This is a genomic window from Paenibacillus pedocola (genome assembly GCF_031599675.1).
Taxonomy (GTDB): Bacteria; Bacillota; Bacilli; order Paenibacillales; family Paenibacillaceae; genus Paenibacillus_AQ; species Paenibacillus_AQ pedocola.
Genome location: NZ_CP134223.1, coordinates 928,452 through 950,230, shown reverse-complemented (window position 1 = coordinate 950,230; position 21,779 = coordinate 928,452). Strand labels below are relative to the sequence as shown.

The following is a 21,779-nucleotide window of genomic DNA, read 5'->3' as shown; positions in this document are numbered from 1 at the left end:
ATAATAAAACAACAAAACTAATAAAATATAGCTCGTTTATAACACTATTTTGACGTTTCAACTAAAGGAGGCCTAGGAATGGACCGCACGTCCCAGCGTTTGCTCAAAGAAGACCGCGTACATGGTGATGTTATGTTTCCGCTGGCTGCTTACTGGATCGAACTTCCGGCCGGAACGCATGTCCTGGATACGCACTGGCATGAGGAGGCCGAGTTCTTTTTGCTGCTGGAGGGAGAGATCCTGTTTCAGGTGGACACCGATTATTTTCCGCTCCGCGCAGGTGAAGCCGTCTTTATCGAATCCGGTGATATTCATGCCGCCTACGTCCTGAAGGAAGGCCCTTGCCGGTTCTGTGCGCTCGTCTTCCACCCTGACCTTCTGGCCAGCGCCCAGTACGATACGATCCAGCAGAATGTGATTCTTCCGCTTCAGGAGAAGCGCCAGAGCTTTCCCCGGCACATTACACCCGCTGTTCCCTGGCAGCAGGAGCTGCTGCACCACCTGGAGCGGATGATGGAAGCATATGCTAATAAAATGCCCGGATTCGAGGCCTTTATGAAAGGAACTTTGCTCATTATGCTCTCGCAGATTGCCACCCCGGACCGTTCCGTGAACCACAGCCAGTCGGAGAGCGCTGATACAACCAAGATCAACCGGCTGAAGAAGGTCATTCTGTATATTCAGGACAACTATCAGGAACCGATCCGCACCCGCGATCTGTCCGAACTGATTCCGATGAGCGAGGGCCAGTTCTGCCGCTTCTTCAAAGCCATGACCCGCAAGACGCCCGTCGATTATATCAACTCCTACCGTATCCGCCAGGCGGCCGATCTCCTGCAGCAGAGTGAACGTAAAATATCGGACATCGCACTGGAGGTCGGCTTTGACAACGTCAGCTATTTCATTAAGGTGTTCCGTAAGGCGATGAAATGCTCACCCTCGGAGTTCCGCAAAGGAGCCGCGCTGGGAGCCATGCAGGGGGCCGGGCAGGGTCAGCTGTATCCGTGAGAGGGCAATGAGAGTTTCCCGGTAACCCATGTCTGTTAACAAAAAAGGCAAACACCGCTCCTCTTCTTGGCTGCCGGTGTTTGCCTTACATACTTTAATCCCTTACCTTGCCGCGCTGCCAGCCTTACGGATTACCATGAAGCAGGTGCTGTCCGGCAAAGCCGTCTCATTGCCGTGCTCATCCATAATAACGACCCGTTCCTGAAGTGCCAGGGTATAGCCTTCCTGCAGATAGTGGCGGAACACCTCAATCTGCGCCTGCTCTCCCAGATGATCCCTGATAAACTTCACATACTGCTCAGGTGTAAAATAACCGAACTGCTCCTGGACCTCGTGGACGTAAGCTTCCTCACCCCATGTGTAGGTGTACAGAAATTCCATGGCATCGTTAACAGGCATAAGCACCTCCTGCTCACCGACCACCTCATACTGGATTTTGCGTCCGGCAAAATCCCCGGCATACCGTTCCAGCCATGCCAGTCCGCTCTGTTCCAGAAACCGGATTCTCCGCTGCAATGCCTCCGGTTCAGTCATGATCCCGTCCCGGATAATGATCTTACCGCCTTCGGCAAGTACCTCAAACGCGCTTACCAGCGCTGCGGCTACCGTCTCATGATTAAATTTCACGCCATTCATCGGCACATACGAATACAGCTCATGCAGAATGGACGAGAAAATCACCGTATCCACGCTGCCCGTCTCCACAAAATCCTTCAGGTTCAGCGCATCACCCTGCAGCACCTCCCAGCGGCGGCCTTCCCGCTGTTTACGCTGGCGCAGCGCTTCCACTACATTACTGGATATATCAATGCCGACCGGAGTGACAGCGGGCATCCGCTCTTCAATCAGATCAAGCAGCACACCGCCGCCTGGGCCGATATCCAGCACCTTGCTGCCGGTGACATAATCCAGCATAACAGCCTTATAATCAGCCGTATCGTTCATCTGGCTCAGGTAGCTATCCTCGTTATGGAAGCGGTCGAATGCGTCGCGCCGCAGATCGAACAAATCGAATAAGAGCAGCACCGCCCGCTCGTATAGCGCTGACTTCTCGGCCTCAATACAGAATTCAATCAGCTTCTCTGCTGCGGGGGAGAATTCAAAGTCAAAAAACACCGTATCCGGCAGATGTCTCTGCCGCCGCAGCCGGTGAATCAGATGGGGATTGCCGGAAGTGCTGTTTCCGGCGGTAATGTCCTGCCAGCTAAACTCAGACAGATACTTTTCGATAATCCGTTTCTTATATACGTTGATTTTTTTTACGCCTTTATAGTCATAGTAGATTGAATTCATGACGGCTTCAAAGCTGATATGGTTCAGGCCGCTGCTGGCGCTGCCCTGTGCGGCCAGCGCCAGCACTTTAAGAAATTGCTCCAGCGAAAACGTCTGCAGTGCCGACTCCACATACCAGAACGTTACCGGATGCATGGCTTCGAGCAATGCGGAATCCATGCCCTCCTGCTCCAGCCTGCTCCACTCCGCCGCGAAATCCTCACCCCGGGAGATTGGACCGGAGCGCATGCGGTGCAGCCGCTCCCTCATTGGCAATGGGGTATCCAGGCTTCCTGAAGCGATCACAGCTATCAGCTCCATCACCTCACTGCGAACCTCCTGCCACAGTACCGGCGAGACAGCGCCAATGATACAATGATTCAGCGCAAACAGCAGCCGCTCCAGCTCGTCGGAGGTCAGCAGCCCCTCCTCGACCAAACCGGCCAGCGGGCGGTTAACACTTGGCGGAACCTCGCCGCGGATCTGCTGGCCGAGGAGGCCATGCGTTTCAATCAGGCGGTGCACAATCAGAATCTTCTCCGCATGCGCTACACCCGCCGCCTTAAGCAGCGCCGCCTGAGGCCCGGAGGCTACAGCGGCTGCATTGCCTCCGGCATGCTGCCAGTACAGCTGCGCTGACCCTATATTATGGGCAAAGCAATTAATGCCTTCCTCCTGCCACTTCCGGCGCTGGCGGGAGGTCCCGCCTTTGGCCGTCTCCGACCAGACCAGCGTCTCTTCGGCTAATTCCTTAATCCAGTAGGACAACGGCAGACTATCCAGCAGCCGCAGACTCCGTTCCACATAGTCCAGCACGGGATTCCGATGGTCCAGCTCCCGCAGCGATTCCACGCGCTCCAGATTGACTATCGGCATTTCAGCCTGAACAATATATTTCAGCCACACAAGCTCCTCCTCAGGCAAATAATCCCCTTCACGGTATGCTTCAATAGCCTGCAACGATTTCAGCATCCTGCACCTCCTGGTATGATAATCTCTTGTTTGATTGGCGAATGTAGATAGGAACCTATTAGTACGTAAACCGTTATAGTACTTACTGGTGCTGGCAATCGCCTTTTCTGCGGATATCAGAAGTTTAAGCGTACAGCAATATTTAACTGCATTCTCTACAGTTAAATCAGGCGTTGCCTAGCCGAATTGTAGTTTAGTTGCAATTTCTAAAATTATATTTCTCTCAAACCACTGTAAACCTGCTTTTGTTGAATTTTAACTGCAGCAAATGCAATTAGTCGTACAGCAGGGCAAAATATTCTTAATTTAATTGTACGGAATCCAGTTACACGTATCCGGTAGCGTTCATCGGGCGGTTATAGGGGCTATAGCAGGATTTTTAGAGCATAAGATGGGTAGGGTGGGCAAAGCTATGAATGTTCATTACGCCATTTTGAGATAATGCGTCTTTTCGCGAGAACTACAGGTACCATACGCCAAATAGCAAGCTTCCGGCGGAGGCTTGCTATGGTTTGCTTTACGATTACAAACAGGGCTGCAGATGGCTTCGAATACTATCAGCTACCTCATTCTTCTACCTATTTCCGCTATTAACTACGGTTGCTACTGAATGTGACTGCTGCCAGCTGCAGCTCTGCTGGAATGTTCACCCGGCTGCCCTTGCTGCTGACAGCGACCTCATCTGCCTCCTGCCTACGTACCGAACCGCTGCCGGTACCCGCACTTGCGGCACAGCTCTTCTACAGCTTCCCTGCGGGAGAAGCCGTAGAACAGATTGTTGGCCCGCTCGCCCTCGACAATCTCGGAGAACGGCCGCTCATGGATGTTGCCGAGGTTGATTACCCCCTCGCCATCCAGACAGCACGGCACCACCGTGCCGTCCACCAGCACCGCCGCCTGGCTGCGCAACGCGTGGCAGAAGCCTTTGCCGTCATCCTCCGGCTCATGCAGTGCCGGCCATTTGAACTCGTGGTCCTGGTTCAGATAGATACGCGGCGCAATGCGGACGCCGCTGCCCGGAACGACCTTCTCCTCAATCTTGAAGTCCAGATTGAACGCCTCCTCCAGCACAGCCAGCGTCTCTCGGTTGCGGCTCCGCGTCAGATTGGTCTGGTTGTCCTCCGTCAGATTCCAGAGCCGGAAGGAGATGATGACCCCTTGCGCCGAAGCTTCCTGTACAAAAGAAATAATCTCCTTCAAATACCCCTCCCGGTTCTCCGAGCCTTCGTGCCCGTCAAAGCTGTGCAGGGAGAAGTTCATCTGGCGCAGCGCCGGCTTGCCGATAATTTTCGGCCCCGCCTTATGGATCAGCGTTCCGTTGGTCGTGATATTGACCTTGAAGCCTTTGGCATCTGCAATGTCCAGCAGCTCACCAATCTTCGGATGCAGCAGCGGCTCGCCCTTGACATGAAGATAGATATGATTACTGTGCGGCTTAATCTCATCAAGAATAGTGCTGAAGGTATCCGGCTTCATGAAGTTCTTCTGCCGCTCGGTTGGCGGGCAGAAGCTGCAAGCCAGGTTGCAGACGCTTGTAATCTCGATGTATACCTTTTTAAAAGTCTTCAAGTGCTGCTCCCCATTTCACTATATATCCGAGGCATAGCGGAGGCCGATCTGCCGTCTCGCTTCCTCCATGATCTCTGCTACCGCCAAGGAATTGGCGTGACTGTTGACAGTGCTCTCACGTTGTCCGTTTTTGAGCAGATTAATAAACTCATACGCTTCATAGTACATCGGCTCGAACACCTGCGGCAGGGTGAGCTCCTCCACCGTTCCGTCGCGGTATTGGATTTTGACCTGGTACGGCTGGTTGATCTTATCAATCACCATGGTCCCGTTCTCCCCCTGAATTTCTGCCGGCAGATAGGAATCGGTAATCTTGGAATGCATCACGACAGCATCCATATGCGGGTAGCGCATCACCATGCTGCCTTCGCCGTCCACCCCGGAAGAGAGCATAATGCCCGTAGCCTTTACCGAATCCGGTTTGCCGAATAGCGCCACCATCGGATACAGGCAGTAGATCCCCAGATCCATCAGTGAGCCGTTCGAATATTCCGGGTTAAAAGCATTCAGCACCGTTCCCTGCCGGTACGCATCGTATCTGGACGAGTACTGACAATAACTGGCGAAATAACGCCGTACCCTGCCCAGCTTATAAAGATTATCTTTAATTACGCCGAAATTCGGCATAAAGGTCGATTTCATCGCTTCCATTAGAAGCACATCATTGCTGCGCGCAGCCTCGATCATCTTCTGCAGCTCGCTGCTGTTGGAGGCAGCCGGTTTTTCGCACAGCACATGTTTGCCGTGATTCATGCAGATCAGCGCCTGCTCAGCATGCATCGAATTGGGACTTGCGATATACACGGCATCCACTTCTCCGCTGGACACCATATCCTCCAGATTGGTATAGATGGCGGCTCCCGCGTATTTGGCGGCAAAAGCAAGGCCCTTTTCCTCTGTACGGGAATATACCGCTGTCAGAATAAATTCCTCATTCTCCAGCCCGGCTTGAATAAAGCGGTCTGTAATCCAGTTGGTGCCTACGACCCCGAAACGAATTGTCATGAGTGATCCCGTCCTTTTTTTAAATATACGACTGATGCCGGATGATTATAAGTTCCTTCTTTTCCCGCGGACACGCTTCCGCTTCTTTGCTGCTCTCTACCTGCTATTTTCTCATTCCGTGATAGGTATGTCCACTTTTCAATCAGAATTTACGACAAATCCTGCAAGCCTATTTATGTGAAAAAAGTAACGATGTTCTGCGGGCCCCCCGCAGTTACAGGCTAACTCCAGCTATACGACCAAAAAGGCCTCCGTTCTTCTCGAGAAACGGGGCCTTTTGCGTGTACTTTCGTATAGGGTGCAGAAGCAGGTTCAAGCAGTGAACATCCCGGCGCTAGTTATCCGTAAAAAGCCTGCAGCTCGCGCACAATCGCCGCCTTGTCATGCTCCACAACCGTCATATGCTGCGGCATCTCGAACAATGCGGAAATTGGCGCCGGGAACTCCTGCTTGATCCCGGTCAGGGCAATCGCTTCATCGAACTTCGCAGGGTGCGCCGTAGCAAAAGTAACCGTCACTTCATCCGGTCCGCCAAAAGCCTCATATGCCGCGATCCCGCAGGCTGTATGCGGATCAAGCAGATAGCTGTATTCCTGCTCATATTTGCTGATTGTTTCGAGGCACTGCTCGTTCTTCACGCCAAGCGCGGCAAAATCAGCCTGCACCTGAGTGAACAGCTCGCCATCCACCGTAATTTTGCCCTCTGCCGCAAGCCCCGCCATATACTCCGAGAGCTTGACCGCATTCTCGTCCAGCAAATAATACAGATAGCGCTCAAAATTACTCGCCACCTGGATATCCATCGAAGGGCTGTATGTGCTCGTAAAGCCGCCTGGTTTGTATTCACCGGTCAGCACGAAGCGTTCGAGGATATTATTTTCATTCGTGGCAATGATCAGCTTGTTGATCGGCAGCCCCATCTTTTTGGCCAGGAAGCCGGAGAAAATATTGCCGAAGTTGCCCGAAGGCACGCTGATATTGATCTTCTTTCCACCGCTGTTCTCGATTTGCAGGTAAGCATAGAAATAATAAACCGTCTGGGCCAGAATACGCACGAAGTTGATCGAGTTGATCGCCCGCAGGTGATATTTGCCTTTGAAGTCCAGATCCGCGAACAGCTCCTTGATCACCTTCTGGCAATCATCGAAGTTGCCTTCGACGGACAGATTCAGCACATTGCTGTCATCCACAGTCGTCATTTGCAGCTCCTGTACCTTGCTCACCTTATTATGCGGATGCAGGATACAGATCTTGATGCCTGCTTTGCCGCGTACGCCCTGAATCGCCGCCGCACCGGTATCACCTGAGGTCGCCCCGAGAATATGGATAATCTCGCCCCGCACCTTGGCAATGTAGGAATACAGCTCGCCCATAAACTGCAGCGCCACATCCTTGAACGCGAACGTAGGTCCATGGAACAGCTCAAGCACGTATAAGGAATCATTCACTTTATGAAGAGGTGTCACCTCCGGCGCACGGAAATTGCCGTAGCTGGTGTACACCATTTCTTTGAGATCATCGTAAGGAATTTCATCGTTAGTATAATGGGAGAAAATCTCCAGAAACAGCTCCTGGAAGCTAAGCTTCCGCCATTCCTCCAGCGTGTCCGGGGAAATTACCGGGATCTGCACCGGAACCATCAGCCCGCCGTCATCCGCCAGCCCCATCAGAACTGTATCAATAAAGCCTCTAGCTTCCACATTTCCTCTTGTGCTTATATACTCCATACCTGTCTCATCCTCCTGAACCCCTCTTTATTTACCCTGTGTAGAACGTGAATACCATATATAGAATGTGAACTTAAGAATGTAAACTGAATTCATTCTTAAGTTCATCTTACATATTAACACGTTTAAGCGTTAAAGTCCGTTACTTCCGTGTCAACTTTGGTGAAAAAAATACGGCTGCCGTGCCTCACTTATGCTGAAGCTGCTTCCAGACGGTTTTGTTGCTGTACTGCTTCGCTACGCTGACATCCTCGCCGAACCATTCAGGGGCGGTGAAGCCCTCCGCTTCCTCCAGCGAATCAAATTCAACCTCGATCACCGTAAGCTCAAGCTGAGTGTAGACATCGATTTCGACCGTGGTGCCGTTCCATACGGCAGTAGTGCGGGTTTTGACCAGAGGCACGGCCTTCACGGCCTCAATCATCTGGTTATATAAACCTTCGGAGATGTCGTATTCGACCTCCTTCCGGCTGATGCCCTTGCCATCCTTGAAGGTGTGTGTGAAGGTAACCTCACCGGAATCCAGATCGGTTATTTTGCGCACCCGCAGCTCCTGCCCGTCCTCAATCGCCAGATACGTCTGGTCAATACTGTGCCGGGTAAGCACTTTGAGCTGTCCTCCCTCAATCAGCTGCTCCGGATATTCCGGCAGCAGAAACTTGCGTTCAATCTCCATCCCCATGCTGCTCGCTCTCTCCTCTTCGTACGGTCCGCTTATATTTTTATATTATTTATCATCATAGGGTCGTGTCATACGCAAGTCAATCGTAAAAGCGAAAAGCTTCGCCTGTATGATGTAGCTGCTGCATGAATGATCCCGTTCATCTGCTGAATGCTTTAACTGGCGCTGCATCGCTTTATCTGTCATAGCTCGTCCCCTCCCTGCATTACGTCCATTTTGGACGAGAAAAATCCATCACAAATGACCGGTGATAGTGCATTCTATTGCATTTTCTGCAGCAGATGAACCCTTTCGTTACCGGAAAACTGAAACTACTGCACTCTGTACAGCAGAATTGAGCAAAGAAGCCTCTTTACCTCCAAATCTTGATTTTCCATTGCACGAAATACAGCAGAATGCGATTTTCAGCCCAATATTGAGCATTCTATTGCAGAAAGTACAATCACTCCAAGAATTCATATCCATACATTCACATCCATAGGATAAGAACTCGTAAATCCCCGTATTAAAAAGGGCGCCCTCTCGGACACCCTTTCTACAGCATATTTGGTTACACTAAATCACTCTCTATTCTTCCCCAAGCGGGAACAGCAGCGGCACGACCTTGCCTGCGCCGACATCAATCAGTCCAAGGTCCGTAATCTTCAGCGCCGGGCTGACCGGCAGGGAATGCGTGCTGATCGACATGATCGGGTTGTAATGATCATAGCCCAGCGATTCCATCGCTGTCCGCAGCGCAAGCACGCGCTCCGCTGTCTCAGCCAGCGGCGCTTCGGTCAGAATGCCGCCGACCGGCAGCTCAAGCAGTGCAAGCACCTCGCCATCGCAGACGACGCAGAAGCCGCCTTGCGCGGCAATCACAGTATTGGCAGCAAGCACCATATCCTCGGCGTTATGGCCGACCACAAGCAGATTATGATTGTCGTGCGAATACGTGGTTGCAACTGCGCCGCGCTTAATCGTGTCGCCGCCGATCAGGCCGTAGGCACGGTTGCCGTTCTTGCCGTACCGCTCGAAGGTGGCGATCAGGCCGAAGCCGCTCTCCCGCCACTGCAGCAGGCCGTCTTTCACCCCGGCCTCCGCATGCTTCTCTTCGGTAAACGTGGACACGTTGTTGACCATCATCACGCGGGCACCATAGCGGCCGTCTGCAAGCTCCGCAGGCACCGCGAAGTCAGCGGCCGCTAGCGGCGTGAGCTGCACGCTCTGGTAGAAATGAGCCGGAAACCGCGGCTCCTGTTCTGCCTGCGGCAGCGGCTGCTTGCGGTCATAGACCTGGGCGCCCCGCTTGTAGACCGCCTCAATCGTGAAGCTGCTGAGGTCCGAGAGCAGCAGATAATCGGCGGTTTTGTTCGGCGCTATCACGCCGCGGTCGTCCAGCTTCATCCGCCGGGCTGGCGTGAACGTAGCCGCATAGACCGCGTCCTCCGGCGCCATACCCATAGCGATAGCCTTGCGGACCAGATGGTCCAGATGGCCGGTCGCTACCAGCGAATCGGTCATCACATCATCGGTCACGAAGCAGAAATGCTCGCTGACCGGATGATTAATCAGATAGTCCACTACATCCGGGGTCATCGATTTCTCCTGGATCTCGATGAACATCCCGGCTGCGATCCGCGCGGTCAGGCCTTCGATGCTCTGATGGGTATGATCGGAATCAATCCCGGCAAAGATCAGCTGATGCAGATCCAGGTCCAGCAGCTTGGGCGTATGGCCTTCAATGACAAGACCGGGATACTTGCTGCGGACATGCTGGAGGATCTGGTTGCTTTTAGAGTCCGGATCTCGGATCACATCGACGAAATTCATCACTTCACCCAGGCAGATCATCTGCTCTGTCTCCATCAGCTCATCGATATCGGCAATTTCAATCGAGCCGCCCGTTGTCTCCAGCGGCGTCGCCGGCACCGAGCTCGGAATCGCGTAGAACATGTCCACCTTACAGTCCCGGCTGGCCCGGATCATCTCATGGACCCCCTCTACACCAAATACATTAGCCATTTCATGCGGCTCGGGAACAATGGTCGTTACCCCGTGCTGCAGGACGCCGTAAGAGAAAGTCTCCGGAGTAATCATTGTGCTCTCAATATGCAGGTGGATATCGATTAGCCCGGGCACCAGATACTGCCCCTCTGCGTCAATCGTTTCTGCAGCAATGAATGTCTCCGCACCAAGCGGTCCTACATAGAGAAAACGCCCTTCCTTGACGGCAACATTCGCTGTCTCGAATCGTTTATAGTAACTGTTGTACACTTTAGCGTTCAGTATAAGTTGATCTGTAATCATCATGTCTGCTCCTTATGAAGCGCTACTGCACCAGCACCAGCTTCTCTTTTGGAAAATAAACCGTGACCTGCTGTCCTTGAATGAAAGGCTGCTCCATTTCCTGATTAACGGTGAATACACCGAGTTCCGTCTCCACCTGGTACTGATAGCTGCGGCCGAGATACGTGCTGATCTGCACTGTTCCGGGCAGTGTGTTACGGGTTGTACCAGGCTCAGGCATAGCAGCAAACAACTGCAGATCGTCAGGGCGGATAGCCCCGAGTAATCCGGTGTTGCCCAGCCCCTCCGGCCGTTTCGCCGCCAGGAACTTCAGCGCACCGCGGCTGAGCTCAATATCCGAACCTTCATCATTCCGTCCGTCAAAAGCAATAAAGTTCCCAAACCCGATAAACCGGGCCACAAATTCACTGGCCGGATATTTGAAGATCGCCGATGGCTTGTCGAGCTGCTCAATCTTGCCGTTGTTCATGACGGCCACCTGATCGGAGATCGAGAAGCATTCCTCCTGGTCATGGGAGACATAGACGGTCGTGATGCCCAGCTCCTGCTGGATGCGGCGGATTTCTACCCGCATGTTCACCCGCAGATTGGCATCGAGATTGCTCAGCGGCTCGTCGAACAATAGCAGATCCGGCTCAATGACGAGTGAGCGGGCGATTGCTACCCGCTGACGCTGTCCGCCGGAGAGGGCAGCCGGAAGTCTTTTCTCGAAGCCGCCCAGACTGACTGTCTCCAGCATCCGGGTCACACGCTTCTTCACCTCCGCCTCCTTCACCTTGCGCAGCCGGAGGCCGAACGCCACATTGTCATAGACCGACAGATGCGGAAACAGCGCATAGCTCTGGAACACGAAACCGAAATTCCGCTTTTCCACCGGAACCTTGGTGTAGTCCTTCCCGCCAAACATGAAATTGCCCGCTTGCGCATTCAGGAATCCGGCGATCAGCCGCAGCGTGGTTGTTTTGCCGCAGCCGCTGGGGCCGAGCAGCGAGAGGAGCTGCCCCTTTTCCAGCGACAGATTGAAATCCTCCAGTATTAGACGGTTGTCATACGCAACCGATACTTGCTCAAGACTTAAAAGTGACATTGCGTTAGGCCTCCGTATCATGTAATAGGCTATCGTTTGGTGAAATAAGCGAATCCCATCAGCCGCTCAATGATGAACATCAGCGCTGCCGTCAGCACCATGAGAATGACCGAAATCGCGGCAATCGTGGGATCGAAGTAATTTTGCACATAGGTCAGCATTTGAATCGGCAGGGTACTAATCCCCGGACCGGTCATGAATACGGATATATCCACGTTGTTGAACGATTCCAGAAAAGCGATCAGAATGGCCGCCAGAATCCCGGAACGGATATTAGGCAGCACCACTTTGAAGAACGTATACAATCTGGAAGCCCCCAGGCTCTGCGCCGCTTCTTCCACGGCGAAATCGAAATTCTCCAGACTCGAAGCGATCACCCGGATAATAAAAGGCAGCATAATCACCGTATGCCCGATCAGCAGTCCGGCGACAATCGGCAGCCCGTACACCACAATCAGATAGCGCAGCAGCGTGAAGCCCAGCACAATGCCGGGAATCAGCACCGGGGACAGGAAAATCGCATTCAGCGTATCCCGCCCGCGGAACCGGTAACGGCTCAGCGCGTAGGCCGCAGGCACACCCACCAGGAGCGCCAGCAGATTGCCGAGCAGCGAGATGATAATCGAGGTCTTGAAGGTCTCCATAAATGCGCTGACCTCGAAGATGTTCTGATACCATTTCAGTGAAAAGCCCTCAGGGGGGAATTTCAGGACGGTGCCCGGCTCAAAGGAAGTAATGGAAATGATGATGAGCGGACCCAGCAAAAATATAAAGACCAGCAGCGTGTACAGTGACAGCATGCGGTTCCCTTCCTTCATGTTCTCACCCCTTCGGATTTAAGCGGTTGGCCCAGGCATTCATCAGCCCCACCACCACAAATGTAATAACAATCATAATGACAGCGATAACCGAAGCGGCCTGCCAGTCATTCAGCGTCATCGCGTTCTGATACAGAAAGGTTGATACTACCCGTTCCTTACCGCCAAGCAGTGCTGGCGTGGTATACGCCGTGAGGCTGCCGACGAAGACCAGAATTCCGCCGATGATCAGCCCCGGCACCGTCAGCGGGAAGGTGATTTTGCGGAACGCGGCAAACGGGGAAGCACCCAGACTGCGTGCCGCCCGCACCAGCTCATGATCCAGATTCTCCATCACTCCAAGCAGAGTGATAATAATCAGCGGCAGGAACAGATGCACCAGACCGATCATCATGGCCGCAGGTGTATAGAGAATGTCCAGGGGCTTCGCGACCAGTCCGGTATTGACCAGAAAGGAATTAATCAGCCCTTTTTTGCCGAGAATAATCATCCAGCTGAAGGAGCGCACAACGGGACTGGTCAACAGCGGAAAGATCGACAGCGCCAGCAGAAGGCTCTTTTTGCGGGCGCTGGTCCGCGAGATATAATAAGCCGCCGGATACCCGAGCAGCATACAGACCAGCGTGGTCACAACACTTACCCGAAGCGTAGTCAGCAGGATGCGGTTAAAGTACCCGTCGCGGAAAAAATGCAGATACCCTTCCAGCGTCAGCCTCCCGTCCTGCACGAAAGTAGAGGCGATGGTCAGCGTAATCGGGACCAGCATGAAGGCCGCCAGGAACAAGAGGCCCGGCAGCAGCAGATATATGGCTCGTTTGTTCATTCTAATGACTTCCGTCCTTCTTCGGCTCTTAGGCTCTTGGTTCAAGCTTGTTCAAGCTATTAATGAAGCATTCCAGAAAAGCGGGCGCGTCCACCTCCAGGCAGACAGCGGCATTCGCAGGCTTACCCAGCCGGTTCTGGAAATCACAGACCGTCTGGCCGTCGCACAGCTCGCTGCGGGTCTCCACGTCTACATAGTAATCGTGCGCGGTGACGAACCCGCGGTTCAGCGCCACGCCAACTGCCAGCGGGTCATGCAGGGCACAAGCCTGCACACCGTTTCGTTCAAAGTACCGCGTGCGGTAGTCCGCAGTGCTTCCCTCCACATACTCACGGATTGCCGGAATCTGCAGCTTCTGTATATCATCTGCGCTTAGCAGCGCCCGGCGGGTAACATCCAGCCCGACCAGCGTCAGCCGGGGGAACCCGGCCGCCAGCACCAGCTTGGCCGCTTCCGGATCAACATACATGTTGTATTCCGCTGTCGGCGTAATATTGCCGAAGCCCTGTACGACGCCGCCCATTACAATGACCTCGGCGGCATACTGCGTAAGCTCCGGGCATTTGTGCAATGCACGCGCCAGATTGGTTAGCGGCGCAGTCATAATCAGCGTGATCTCGCCTGGCTGCTCCTGTAGCTGGCGGATCATGAAGTCTTCTGCCCGCTCTGCTTCTGCCTGCTTCGTTATCCGCATATCGCCCAGTGCACCGCCGATACCATCCGAACCGTGTACGCGATGCTCGAACATAGTATCGCGGACCAGCGGCTTGTCAGCTCCGCGGTAGACCGGAATCTGCCCGGATACGCCGAGCAGTTCGAGAATTTTGCAGGTGTTGAGGGTTGCCTGCTCCAGCGAGACATTGCCGCTAACCGTGGTGATTCCGACAATGTCGAGCTGCCCGCTCGTCACTGCCAGCATAATGGCCAGCGCATCATCCACTCCGGTATCTACATCCAGAATGACTTTTTTACGCCCCTTCATCCTTAGCCGCCAATCTCGCGGTTGAAGCGGTCGGTCCACTCCGTAATGTGTTCATTCACGAACGACATATCCAGCTTGCGCAGCTTGCTGATAACATCCGTTCCGTAAGTCACACCTGCCGCTTCTTCAGCTGTCAGCACCACCTTCGTGTTTACCGGGGAATCCACCTTGGCTTTGGCAGATGCTGTCTGCACTTCCTCGCTCAGCTGCCAGTTGATGAACTCTTCGGCAAGCTCTTTATTGTCGCTGCCTTTAACGACGTTAACAGTATTCATTACGGCATAGGCGCCGTCAGATGGTGCTACGAATTTGGCATCAGGCACAGCAGCCTGCAGATCCTTGAAGTACATTTCCATAATCGGGCCGCCGGCGATTTCCTCCTGGCCGAACATGTTCACATACTCGGAGGTCTGGCTGTAATATTTCACAACATTCTTGTCCAGCTCTTTCAGCTTTGTGAACGCAGTATCTTCATTGAAGTCCGCATTACCTGCTGCAAGAGAGGCCGCATCTACCACCATCGGACCTGCTGTAGCTGTAATTGCCGGCATCGCCAGGTTCTTATCGAACTTGGTCCACAGATCGCTCCAGGTCGTTACGTCACCTTGGGTGAGAGCCGGATTATAGGCAATTCCCAGTCGTCCGATCGTATACGCAGGGCCATATTCTGCACCCAGCGGCGCTTTGGCGATATCATAAATGTTCTGGATATTCGGGATCTTGCTGCTGTCGATCGTTTCGAACAGCCCTTCATTAATCGCCTGCTGCGCATAATAGTCGGACAGATACACCACATCCACATCGGAGCTGCCCTGGCGGATTTTGTTCAGGCGCTCGGCGTTGTTGCCGATTTCCACCACAATTTTCACATTGTGCTCTTTCTCAAACGGCGCATAGACCGATTCTTTGAAGAAATCTTCCGAGAATCCCCAGGTGGAAATCACCAACTCTGACGGTTCTCCCGCTGATGTAGCTTCCGGTGCAGCCGCATTATTAGTACTGGTGTTGTTCGTCGCAGTATTGTTTGCGCCGCAAGCGGCCAGCATTGAAGTCAGGGCCAGTGCAAGGCCGGTAGTCATGATCTTTTTCATTAGTAAATAACCTCCCGAATGTAGTCCTAATATGTGTACAAATCCAGCGTTCTTCCTGCAAATCCGGCATGTTCTGTCAGTCTCTTATCGAAGCAATCGGCAGCGTAAAACGGATCAGCAGCACCCCCTGTTGGTAATAAACATCTGATTCCCCTTATTTTTTCATAAAAAAAAGAAAAGCATTCTTGTAGGAACAAGAACACTTTTCTTTGTGTAAACAAAGCAAAAGAGCTACCCCGTTATAAAAGGACGGTCTTCGCTTAAGATAGATCAAAAGCAAAAATCCGCTAATATCATGTTTAAATTGTCAATCTCCGGCCAGTATCATGTTCGTAAAAGCCCACTGGGTCGGTGCATCGTAATCCCTGAGCAGAACCTCAAGCGTTAAGCCCATTTCTGCTTCAAGTCTTTCCTTGAATCTCTTCTTAAACAGCATCGACATCCGAAAATCCACTTCCTGCTTCAGCTCCGGCGCTTCGCCTTCAAGGGCAGCCGACCGGGGAGATCTGCGGTGCTTGGCGTGAAAGGTAATGACCCGCTGATCGACAGTTACGCGGAGCAAGGTCGTCCCGAAACCAAACAATTCCTTGGAGATCTCATTGTAGATCTGGCACATCTTCTTCTTCTGCTCGCTGTTTTCCAGTTCTGCCATGAAACCACCTTCGAAAACAGAATATCGTACAATCACATCGAGATTAATTGCTATTATACATAACTATCGTATTTCCAGCAAGAAAAAAGCTAAATCTAACATGAAAGTAACGCCAAACACGAACATTAACCGTTATGTTATTGTGGATTGATCAGGAAAAACCGTCCCCGTTTGCCCATAAAAGCCAGTAGTTTCAGCGCTCGGTCGCCATCTGACCGCATACGCCAGATTCAAAAGTACTTTTACACTTCATTTGACCAGATTGCCTGCGTGCGCTGAAATCAAAGGTACTTCTGCTTCTGATTTCACCATATTGTCCTCGTATAGCAAATTCAAAAACACTTAAGCTTCTTATTCCACCATATTGGCCACATGTGCTGAAATCAAAAGCACTTCTACCTTTAATTTCACCATATTGTCCTCGTCCAAAATAAAAGAAGCCAGGTTTCCCCGGCTTCCCTCATTCCCTGAGATGCTAATTATATTGTGCCTTCAGGTGGAAGCATCCGCTCACGTAGTCGCGCTGGATATCAGGCAGCGCTAGCCCGGCCTGCATCAGCCGGTCGCCGCCGAAGACCTCACCGCTATCCAGCACCGTATAATCGGTGTCCGGGTTGAGGCCACGGAGCTTCAGCGTCCGGCGTGCCGGGTAAGGCACAGCCATGACCCGGAAGTAATAGACCAATGCTTCGCTCTGATCGTCCGAGACGAACATCCAAGCCGTTTCATTACCCTCGAATGGGCTTTGCAGACGGTACAGGTTGCCCTGCTGCACAAGACTGCGGATTTCCTTGTAATTCGCTACCTGCTCTTTAACGAGCTCTTTCTCCTCGTCGGTGAATTTCGTCAGGTCAAGCTCATAGCCGAAGTTGCCGGACATGGCGACATCCCCGCGGAAGGACAGCGGCGTAACGCGGCCGACCTGATGATTCGGAACTGCGGAGACATGCGCGCCCATTGCGCTGACCGGATACACCAGACTGGTGCCGTACTGTATCTTCAGGCGTTCCGCCGCATCGGTGTCATCGCTCGTCCAGGTCTGCGGCATATAGTAGAGCATACCCGGGTCGAAACGTCCGCCGCCGCTGGAGCAGCTCTCGAACAGAATATGCGGGAAGTCCGCCGTCAGGCGATCAATCAGCTCGTACAGCCCGAGCACATAACGGTGGGCAGTTTCCCCCTGGCGCTCCGCCGGCAGTTCAGCCGAACCTATCTCCGTCAGGTTGCGGTTCATATCCCATTTGACATAGGCAATCGGCACCGTGGAGAAGATTTTGCTCAGTGCATTGTAAACGTACTCGCGCACTTCTGCGCGCGTAAGATCGAGCACCAGCTGCCAGCGGGCTTCGGTGCGGCGGCGTCCCGGCACATGGAGGCACCAGTCCGGATGGGCGCGGTACAAATCGCTATCTGGCGAGATCATTTCCGGCTCTACCCAAAGGCCGAACTGCATGCCCAGGTCGTTGACCCGCTTCGCCACATCGGCCAGTCCACCCGGCAGCTTGCGCAGATCCTCGGTCCAGTCGCCGAGCGAGGAGTTGTCAGCATCGCGCTTGCCGAACCAGCCATCATCAAGCACAAACAGCTCAATGCCCAGCTTCGAGCCTTCGGCGGCAATATCCACCAGCTTGTCGGCATTGAAATTGAAGTAGGTCGCTTCCCAGTTATTCACGAGGATTGGCCGTTCCTTATCACGGAATGTTCCTCTCACCAGGCGCGTACGGTACAGGCGGTGATACGTCCGCGACATGCCTCCGAGCCCTTCATTTGAGTAGACCATAACGACTTCGGGAGTCTGGAAGCGTTCGCCCGGAGCCAGACGCCAGGAGAAATCAAAAGGATTCAGACCCATGCACAGACGGGTATGTCCGAAGGCATCCACCTCGGCTTCAGCTGCGAATCCGCCGCTATAGACCAGTGAGAAGCCGTACACTTCGCCCTGGTGCTCGTCGGTACCCGGCTTAGCCAGTGCGGCGAACGGGTTGTGCTGATGGCTGCTCATTCCCCGGCGGGACTGCAGCGCCGTCGTGCCCTGTTCCAGCCGTCTGCGGGTCAGGTCCGCCTCCCGTGACCAGCCGCCGGAGAGATAGATCAGGTCAAACTGGCTGTCCTCCGGAAAATCAACGGAAGCGCTCAGTGCGCGCAGCAGATCGAGCTGCGCCCCGCCGTCATTGACGAATTCTACCGAGCGGGCAATAACGTCCGTGTCGCGGTAAACGGTATAACGCAAAATGACATTCAGCGACGCGTAATCATCGCGCAGCGTAATTTCCAGCGTATCCGCTTCTTCCGGGGACTCCACATACACGGACGGAAGTCCGGCAAGCTGCGGCTTGCCCGGCAGTACACGGTAACCGGTATAGTGCAGCTCAGTAATTCGCGTGCCGTCCTCCAGCTTGACCTGATAAGCCGGCACACGGTAATCCCCAGTACCGTACTGCGGGTATTCCTGCGGAAGCCGGTCCAGCGCAGTGCCCACCCCCAAATGCGGCAAGCCCTCCAGATTGCTGTCATGGCGCAGTTTTTTGCCCCAGTACACGTGCATCGGATAGTTATTAAAAAGACCGATAATATAACTCATACCCTTACTCTGTAAATGAAATGTCCCCTTGTCTTCCTGTACCCAAATGGCCATGGTCCGGTTCCTTCTCTCCTGAATATTGTTATATGTTCTTTAATGGCAGCGTGCAATTTGTTCAGCTACCCCTTATTCCGCCAGTTCCCGCGCGCAGTCCAAAATCAAAGGTACTATTCCCTCTATTTCCGCCATTTCGCCCGTGTAGCCCGGATTCAGAGGGATTTTTCCCTCTATTTCCACCAATCCACGCGCGCAGGCCGGATTCAGAGGGATTTTCCCCTCTATTTCCGCCAATCCCCACGCCTAGGCCCGATTCAAAGGGATTTTTCCCTCTATTTCTGCCAATCCCCTCGCCTAGGCCGGATTCAGAGGGATTTTTCCCTCTATTTCCGCTAGTTCGCCCAGAGATGCATACTGCTCTGTTCAGCCTCGGTCCAGGCGTATCAGGCTTCTTTCACATAATCAGCCATCGAGCGGACTTCAAGACCTTTTGGTGCAGCCGGGATAAAGTCCTGCTCTCCGCTGCCGCGCAGCGAGAATTGCACCGTCTTTGGCTCGCCCGGAAGCAGATCGAAGAAGTTGTCGGAGAAGATGCCTTCCTCTTCCGCCGTCAAATACACCCCTCTGGCCAGCACATCGCTGCTGACCGTGAAGCTTAGGCCGCCGCTGCCCGGAACCTCAGCCACTGTAAGTGCAGGCTGACTCAGCTTGATCTCTTTAGCCGCAGCGAAGTAATGCTCTTTCTGCTCCAGCAGGGAGCCCTCGGCCAGCAAAGAAGCTACCAGCACCACCTGCTTAGGATCATTGCCCTCCAGCAATTCGGCAGCAGGCACGGTGAATACCACCGCCGCCGAATCGGCAGCCAGCTGCACGGACTGATTCCATTCCTTCAGAACCGAACCGCTGAAATCATACAACCGGAGCACCAGCTCACTGGCCAGCGTTTCCCGCAGATCAGATACTGCATGCACCTGCAGGTTTACCCCGTCCATTTCCTCAATGGAGAGGAGGATATCCTTGAAGCTTTTGCGAGCGGTATATTGCAGTGCCTTCCAGCGGCCGTAGTAATCCATCCCTGCCCAGGAAGCTACGGGCCAGCAGTCGTTCATCTGCCAGTACAAGGTACCCATGCAGTACGGCTTGTTTCTCCGGTGGCTTTCAATCGCGACCCTCATGGCCTCCGCCTGAAGAATCTGGCTCATATACAGAAATGAGCTGAAATCCTTTGGCTCCGGCAGATAGATGTCCATATATTCTTTAATCAGCAGATTCCCGCGACCGTTCTTCTGGTGCGCCAGCATCACTTCCGATTCCAGCTCCATGTCAGCTTCCTCCGCATAGCTCAGCACCGATTTCAGCTCCGGGAAGGACTGGAAGCCGTATTCGCTCATGAAGCGGCCCACCTTGACGTTATAGTTCTCAAAAGGTTCAATACCGTGCCATACGCCCCAATAATGAATGTCCCCTTCGCCCGTAATCCGCGTCGAATGCTGGTCTATATTATTAGTACGTTCACGGAGCGGAGAGGACGGCCAGTAATCAACACCCGGATGATAGGCTGCTACCGCCTCCGGCAGAATGCGGTGGAAAATCTCTTCGTATGCTGCCCATAGCGTGTCGCGGATCTCAGAACTGAGCTTTTCCTTCCAGCCCCAGCCCATGTTCTCCTCGAAGTGGGCCCAGGCGGAGTCGATCTCATTGTTACCGCACCACAGTGCGATGCACGGATGATTGCGCAGCCGCTTCACATTATATTCCGCTTCCTTCCGCACACTCTCCAGGAACGCTTCATCCCCCGGATACATGCTGCAGGCAAACATGAAGTCCTGCCAGACCAGCAGGCCGTATTCATCGCACAAGCGGTAGAATTCCTTCTCCTCATAGAAGCCGCCGCCCCATACACGCAGCATGTTCATATTCGACTCTACGGCTGAGGCAATCTCATGACGGTAGCGGTCACTGGTAACCTCTGTGATGAAGCTGTCGTTTGGAATATGGTTCGCACCCTTTGCGAACACCGGTACACCGTTCAGCTCGAACTGGAACGAAGCACCCTTCGCATCAGGTTTGCGGATCAGCTTAATTTCCCGGAGGCCGGTAGTCACTTCGGCAGTATCTTGTACCGTACCGTTCTGCAGCAGCTCCACCTGGAATGAGGTTAATTCAGGCGCACCCAGTCCGTTACACCACCATAGACGCGGATGACCGATCACCAGCTCCAGTTCCACAGCTTGTATGCCGGCATCCAAAGTAACTGTCTGTGTCCACTCTTGGCCGTCTGCTGTAATCCGCAGCGTTCCTTCCCATACCTCAGGCGCATCCACTTCAACAATTGCCGTCAAACGAGCCTCTTCCTTCTTGATAACATCCTGACGGATATACACATCCGAAATCGCGGCAGCATTACGTCCCGTAAGCACCGCTTCACGCCAGATGCCGCTGGTCAGAAATCTCGGGCCCCAGTCCCAGCCGTAATGATAAGGCGCCTTGCGGGCAAACACGCTGATCCGCTTTTCCTCTAAACCGCCCAGCTCAGACTGGTCATTCGGTGCGGGCAGGTCATACCCGAGCTGTTCCAGCTTCGGCAGATCCTCCTTCACCACGGAGCGGAATTTCACCAGGATCTCATTGTCTCCGGTCCGCAGCAGACCTTTGACATCTACGGTCCAAGCCCGGAACATATTGTCTGCTGAAAGCGCATGCACATTGTTCACATACACATCGGCATACGTATCCAGCCCGGCAAAGGTCAGCTCCGTAACATTCAGATTCTGCCAGCCCTCGTCCAGCTGCAGAACCGTTCTGTACTCCCAGTCCTTCTTATCGATCCATTGCAGCTCATGCTCATTCTTTCCATAAAATGGCTGCGAAATCAGCCCATTGCGTAGCAGATCGGTATGCACCGTTCCCGGCACCACTGCCGGCAGCCATCCTTCATCCCCGCTAGCCCTAAATTCCCAATTCTTCAAATCAAGCTGTAATTGAGTCATGAGTCCTCCTAAAAGTTTTGTGAGCTTATGCATCCATGAGTCGCTTCGAACAAAACTCGCTTCGGAAGCATACGCTTAAAGTTTTGTGAGCTTATGCATCCATGAGTCGCTTCGAACAAAACTCGCTCCGGAAGCATACGCTTAAGTTTTGTGAGCCTACACCCTAATTCACCGGTTTGCGCCGCATCCTCAAAATAGCATGTGTACGCTTACTTTTCATTACATTCATTTTGG

16 protein-coding genes are annotated in these 21,779 nt (G+C 53.3%); 1 reads left to right on the top strand and 15 read right to left on the bottom strand.

Annotated elements, in window-relative coordinates; genetic code table 11:
- Positions 1–78 precede the first annotated feature (78 nt).
- Complete coding sequence (locus tag QU597_RS04105; RefSeq protein ID WP_310831488.1) at positions 79–1,008, top strand: AraC family transcriptional regulator; 930 nt, start codon at positions 79–81, stop codon at positions 1,006–1,008.
- A gap of 102 nt (positions 1,009–1,110) precedes the next feature.
- On the opposite strand, the gene QU597_RS04100 is transcribed toward QU597_RS04105, so the two are convergent.
- The 15 genes from QU597_RS04100 to QU597_RS04030 all read right to left on the bottom strand — a co-directional run bounded on the left by QU597_RS04100 (position 1,111) and on the right by QU597_RS04030 (position 21,545).
- The gene (locus QU597_RS04100; RefSeq protein WP_310831487.1) at positions 1,111–3,252 is read right to left on the bottom strand and encodes a class I SAM-dependent methyltransferase; all 2,142 of its coding nucleotides are present in this window, start codon (positions 3,250–3,252) and stop codon (positions 1,111–1,113) included.
- A gap of 693 nt (positions 3,253–3,945) precedes the next feature.
- On the bottom strand, positions 3,946–4,821 hold the full coding sequence (locus QU597_RS04095) for a radical SAM/SPASM domain-containing protein (RefSeq protein WP_206103246.1): 876 nt from the start codon (positions 4,819–4,821) through the stop codon (positions 3,946–3,948).
- An 18-nt stretch (positions 4,822–4,839) separates the two neighbouring features.
- On the bottom strand, positions 4,840–5,826 hold the full coding sequence (locus tag QU597_RS04090) for a Gfo/Idh/MocA family protein (RefSeq protein ID WP_310831486.1): 987 nt from the start codon (positions 5,824–5,826) through the stop codon (positions 4,840–4,842).
- Positions 5,827–6,164: 338 nt separating this feature from the next.
- Positions 6,165–7,553: a threonine synthase gene (gene thrC / locus QU597_RS04085; RefSeq protein ID WP_310831485.1), complete on the bottom strand. Its 1,389-nt coding sequence runs from the start codon at positions 7,551–7,553 to the stop codon at positions 6,165–6,167.
- Positions 7,554–7,740: 187 nt separating this feature from the next.
- The gene (locus tag QU597_RS04080) at positions 7,741–8,235 is read right to left on the bottom strand and encodes a CYTH domain-containing protein (protein WP_310831484.1); all 495 of its coding nucleotides are present in this window, start codon (positions 8,233–8,235) and stop codon (positions 7,741–7,743) included.
- Positions 8,236–8,280: 45 nt separating this feature from the next.
- Complete coding sequence (locus QU597_RS04075) at positions 8,281–8,421, bottom strand: hypothetical protein (protein ID WP_310831483.1); 141 nt, start codon at positions 8,419–8,421, stop codon at positions 8,281–8,283.
- A gap of 381 nt (positions 8,422–8,802) precedes the next feature.
- Complete coding sequence (locus QU597_RS04070; RefSeq protein WP_310833220.1) at positions 8,803–10,524, bottom strand: adenine deaminase; 1,722 nt, start codon at positions 10,522–10,524, stop codon at positions 8,803–8,805.
- Between the two features lie 22 nt (positions 10,525–10,546).
- Positions 10,547–11,611 carry an ABC transporter ATP-binding protein gene (locus tag QU597_RS04065; RefSeq protein ID WP_310831482.1) on the bottom strand — a complete coding sequence of 355 codons (1,065 nt, stop codon included), beginning with the start codon at positions 11,609–11,611 and terminating at the stop codon, positions 10,547–10,549.
- 29 nt (positions 11,612–11,640) lie between these two features.
- On the bottom strand, positions 11,641–12,429 hold the full coding sequence (locus QU597_RS04060; RefSeq protein WP_310831481.1) for an ABC transporter permease: 789 nt from the start codon (positions 12,427–12,429) through the stop codon (positions 11,641–11,643).
- Positions 12,430–12,433: 4 nt separating this feature from the next.
- Positions 12,434–13,252, bottom strand: a complete 819-nt coding sequence (locus tag QU597_RS04055) for an ABC transporter permease (protein ID WP_310831480.1) — start codon at positions 13,250–13,252, stop codon at positions 12,434–12,436.
- A gap of 28 nt (positions 13,253–13,280) precedes the next feature.
- Positions 13,281–14,234 carry a nucleoside hydrolase gene (locus QU597_RS04050; protein WP_310831479.1) on the bottom strand — a complete coding sequence of 318 codons (954 nt, stop codon included), beginning with the start codon at positions 14,232–14,234 and terminating at the stop codon, positions 13,281–13,283.
- A gap of 2 nt (positions 14,235–14,236) precedes the next feature.
- Positions 14,237–15,325 (bottom strand): ABC transporter substrate-binding protein, encoded by a 1,089-nt coding sequence (locus tag QU597_RS04045; protein ID WP_310831478.1) that lies wholly within the window; start codon positions 15,323–15,325, stop codon positions 14,237–14,239.
- A 307-nt stretch (positions 15,326–15,632) separates the two neighbouring features.
- Positions 15,633–15,977, bottom strand: a complete 345-nt coding sequence (locus QU597_RS04040; protein WP_310831477.1) for a DUF2294 domain-containing protein — start codon at positions 15,975–15,977, stop codon at positions 15,633–15,635.
- Between the two features lie 475 nt (positions 15,978–16,452).
- On the bottom strand, positions 16,453–18,612 hold the full coding sequence (locus QU597_RS04035) for an alpha-galactosidase (protein ID WP_310831476.1): 2,160 nt from the start codon (positions 18,610–18,612) through the stop codon (positions 16,453–16,455).
- A 386-nt stretch (positions 18,613–18,998) separates the two neighbouring features.
- Entirely contained in the window at positions 18,999–21,545 is a 2,547-nt protein-coding gene (locus tag QU597_RS04030; protein ID WP_310831475.1) for a beta-mannosidase, read from the bottom strand.
- Between the last annotated feature and the right edge of the window lie 234 nt (positions 21,546–21,779).

Coding starts and splice junctions, on each gene's coding strand:
- thrC (WP_310831485.1), bottom strand. CDS start 7,553: ATGGAGTATATAAGCACAAGAGGAAATGTGGAAGCTAGAGGCTTTATT.
- QU597_RS04060 (WP_310831481.1), bottom strand. CDS start 12,429: ATGAAGGAAGGGAACCGCATGCTGTCACTGTACACGCTGCTGGTCTTT.
- QU597_RS04075 (WP_310831483.1), bottom strand. CDS start 8,421: ATGACAGATAAAGCGATGCAGCGCCAGTTAAAGCATTCAGCAGATGAA.
- QU597_RS04045 (WP_310831478.1), bottom strand. CDS start 15,325: ATGAAAAAGATCATGACTACCGGCCTTGCACTGGCCCTGACTTCAATG.
- QU597_RS04105 (WP_310831488.1), top strand. CDS start 79: ATGGACCGCACGTCCCAGCGTTTGCTCAAAGAAGACCGCGTACATGGT.
- QU597_RS04065 (WP_310831482.1), bottom strand. CDS start 11,611: ATGTCACTTTTAAGTCTTGAGCAAGTATCGGTTGCGTATGACAACCGT.
- QU597_RS04080 (WP_310831484.1), bottom strand. CDS start 8,235: ATGGGGATGGAGATTGAACGCAAGTTTCTGCTGCCGGAATATCCGGAG.
- QU597_RS04040 (WP_310831477.1), bottom strand. CDS start 15,977: ATGGCAGAACTGGAAAACAGCGAGCAGAAGAAGAAGATGTGCCAGATC.
- QU597_RS04030 (WP_310831475.1), bottom strand. CDS start 21,545: ATGACTCAATTACAGCTTGATTTGAAGAATTGGGAATTTAGGGCTAGC.
- QU597_RS04050 (WP_310831479.1), bottom strand. CDS start 14,234: ATGAAGGGGCGTAAAAAAGTCATTCTGGATGTAGATACCGGAGTGGAT.
- QU597_RS04070 (WP_310833220.1), bottom strand. CDS start 10,524: ATGATTACAGATCAACTTATACTGAACGCTAAAGTGTACAACAGTTAC.
- QU597_RS04055 (WP_310831480.1), bottom strand. CDS start 13,252: ATGAACAAACGAGCCATATATCTGCTGCTGCCGGGCCTCTTGTTCCTG.
- QU597_RS04090 (WP_310831486.1), bottom strand. CDS start 5,826: ATGACAATTCGTTTCGGGGTCGTAGGCACCAACTGGATTACAGACCGC.
- QU597_RS04100 (WP_310831487.1), bottom strand. CDS start 3,252: ATGCTGAAATCGTTGCAGGCTATTGAAGCATACCGTGAAGGGGATTAT.
- QU597_RS04035 (WP_310831476.1), bottom strand. CDS start 18,612: ATGGCCATTTGGGTACAGGAAGACAAGGGGACATTTCATTTACAGAGT.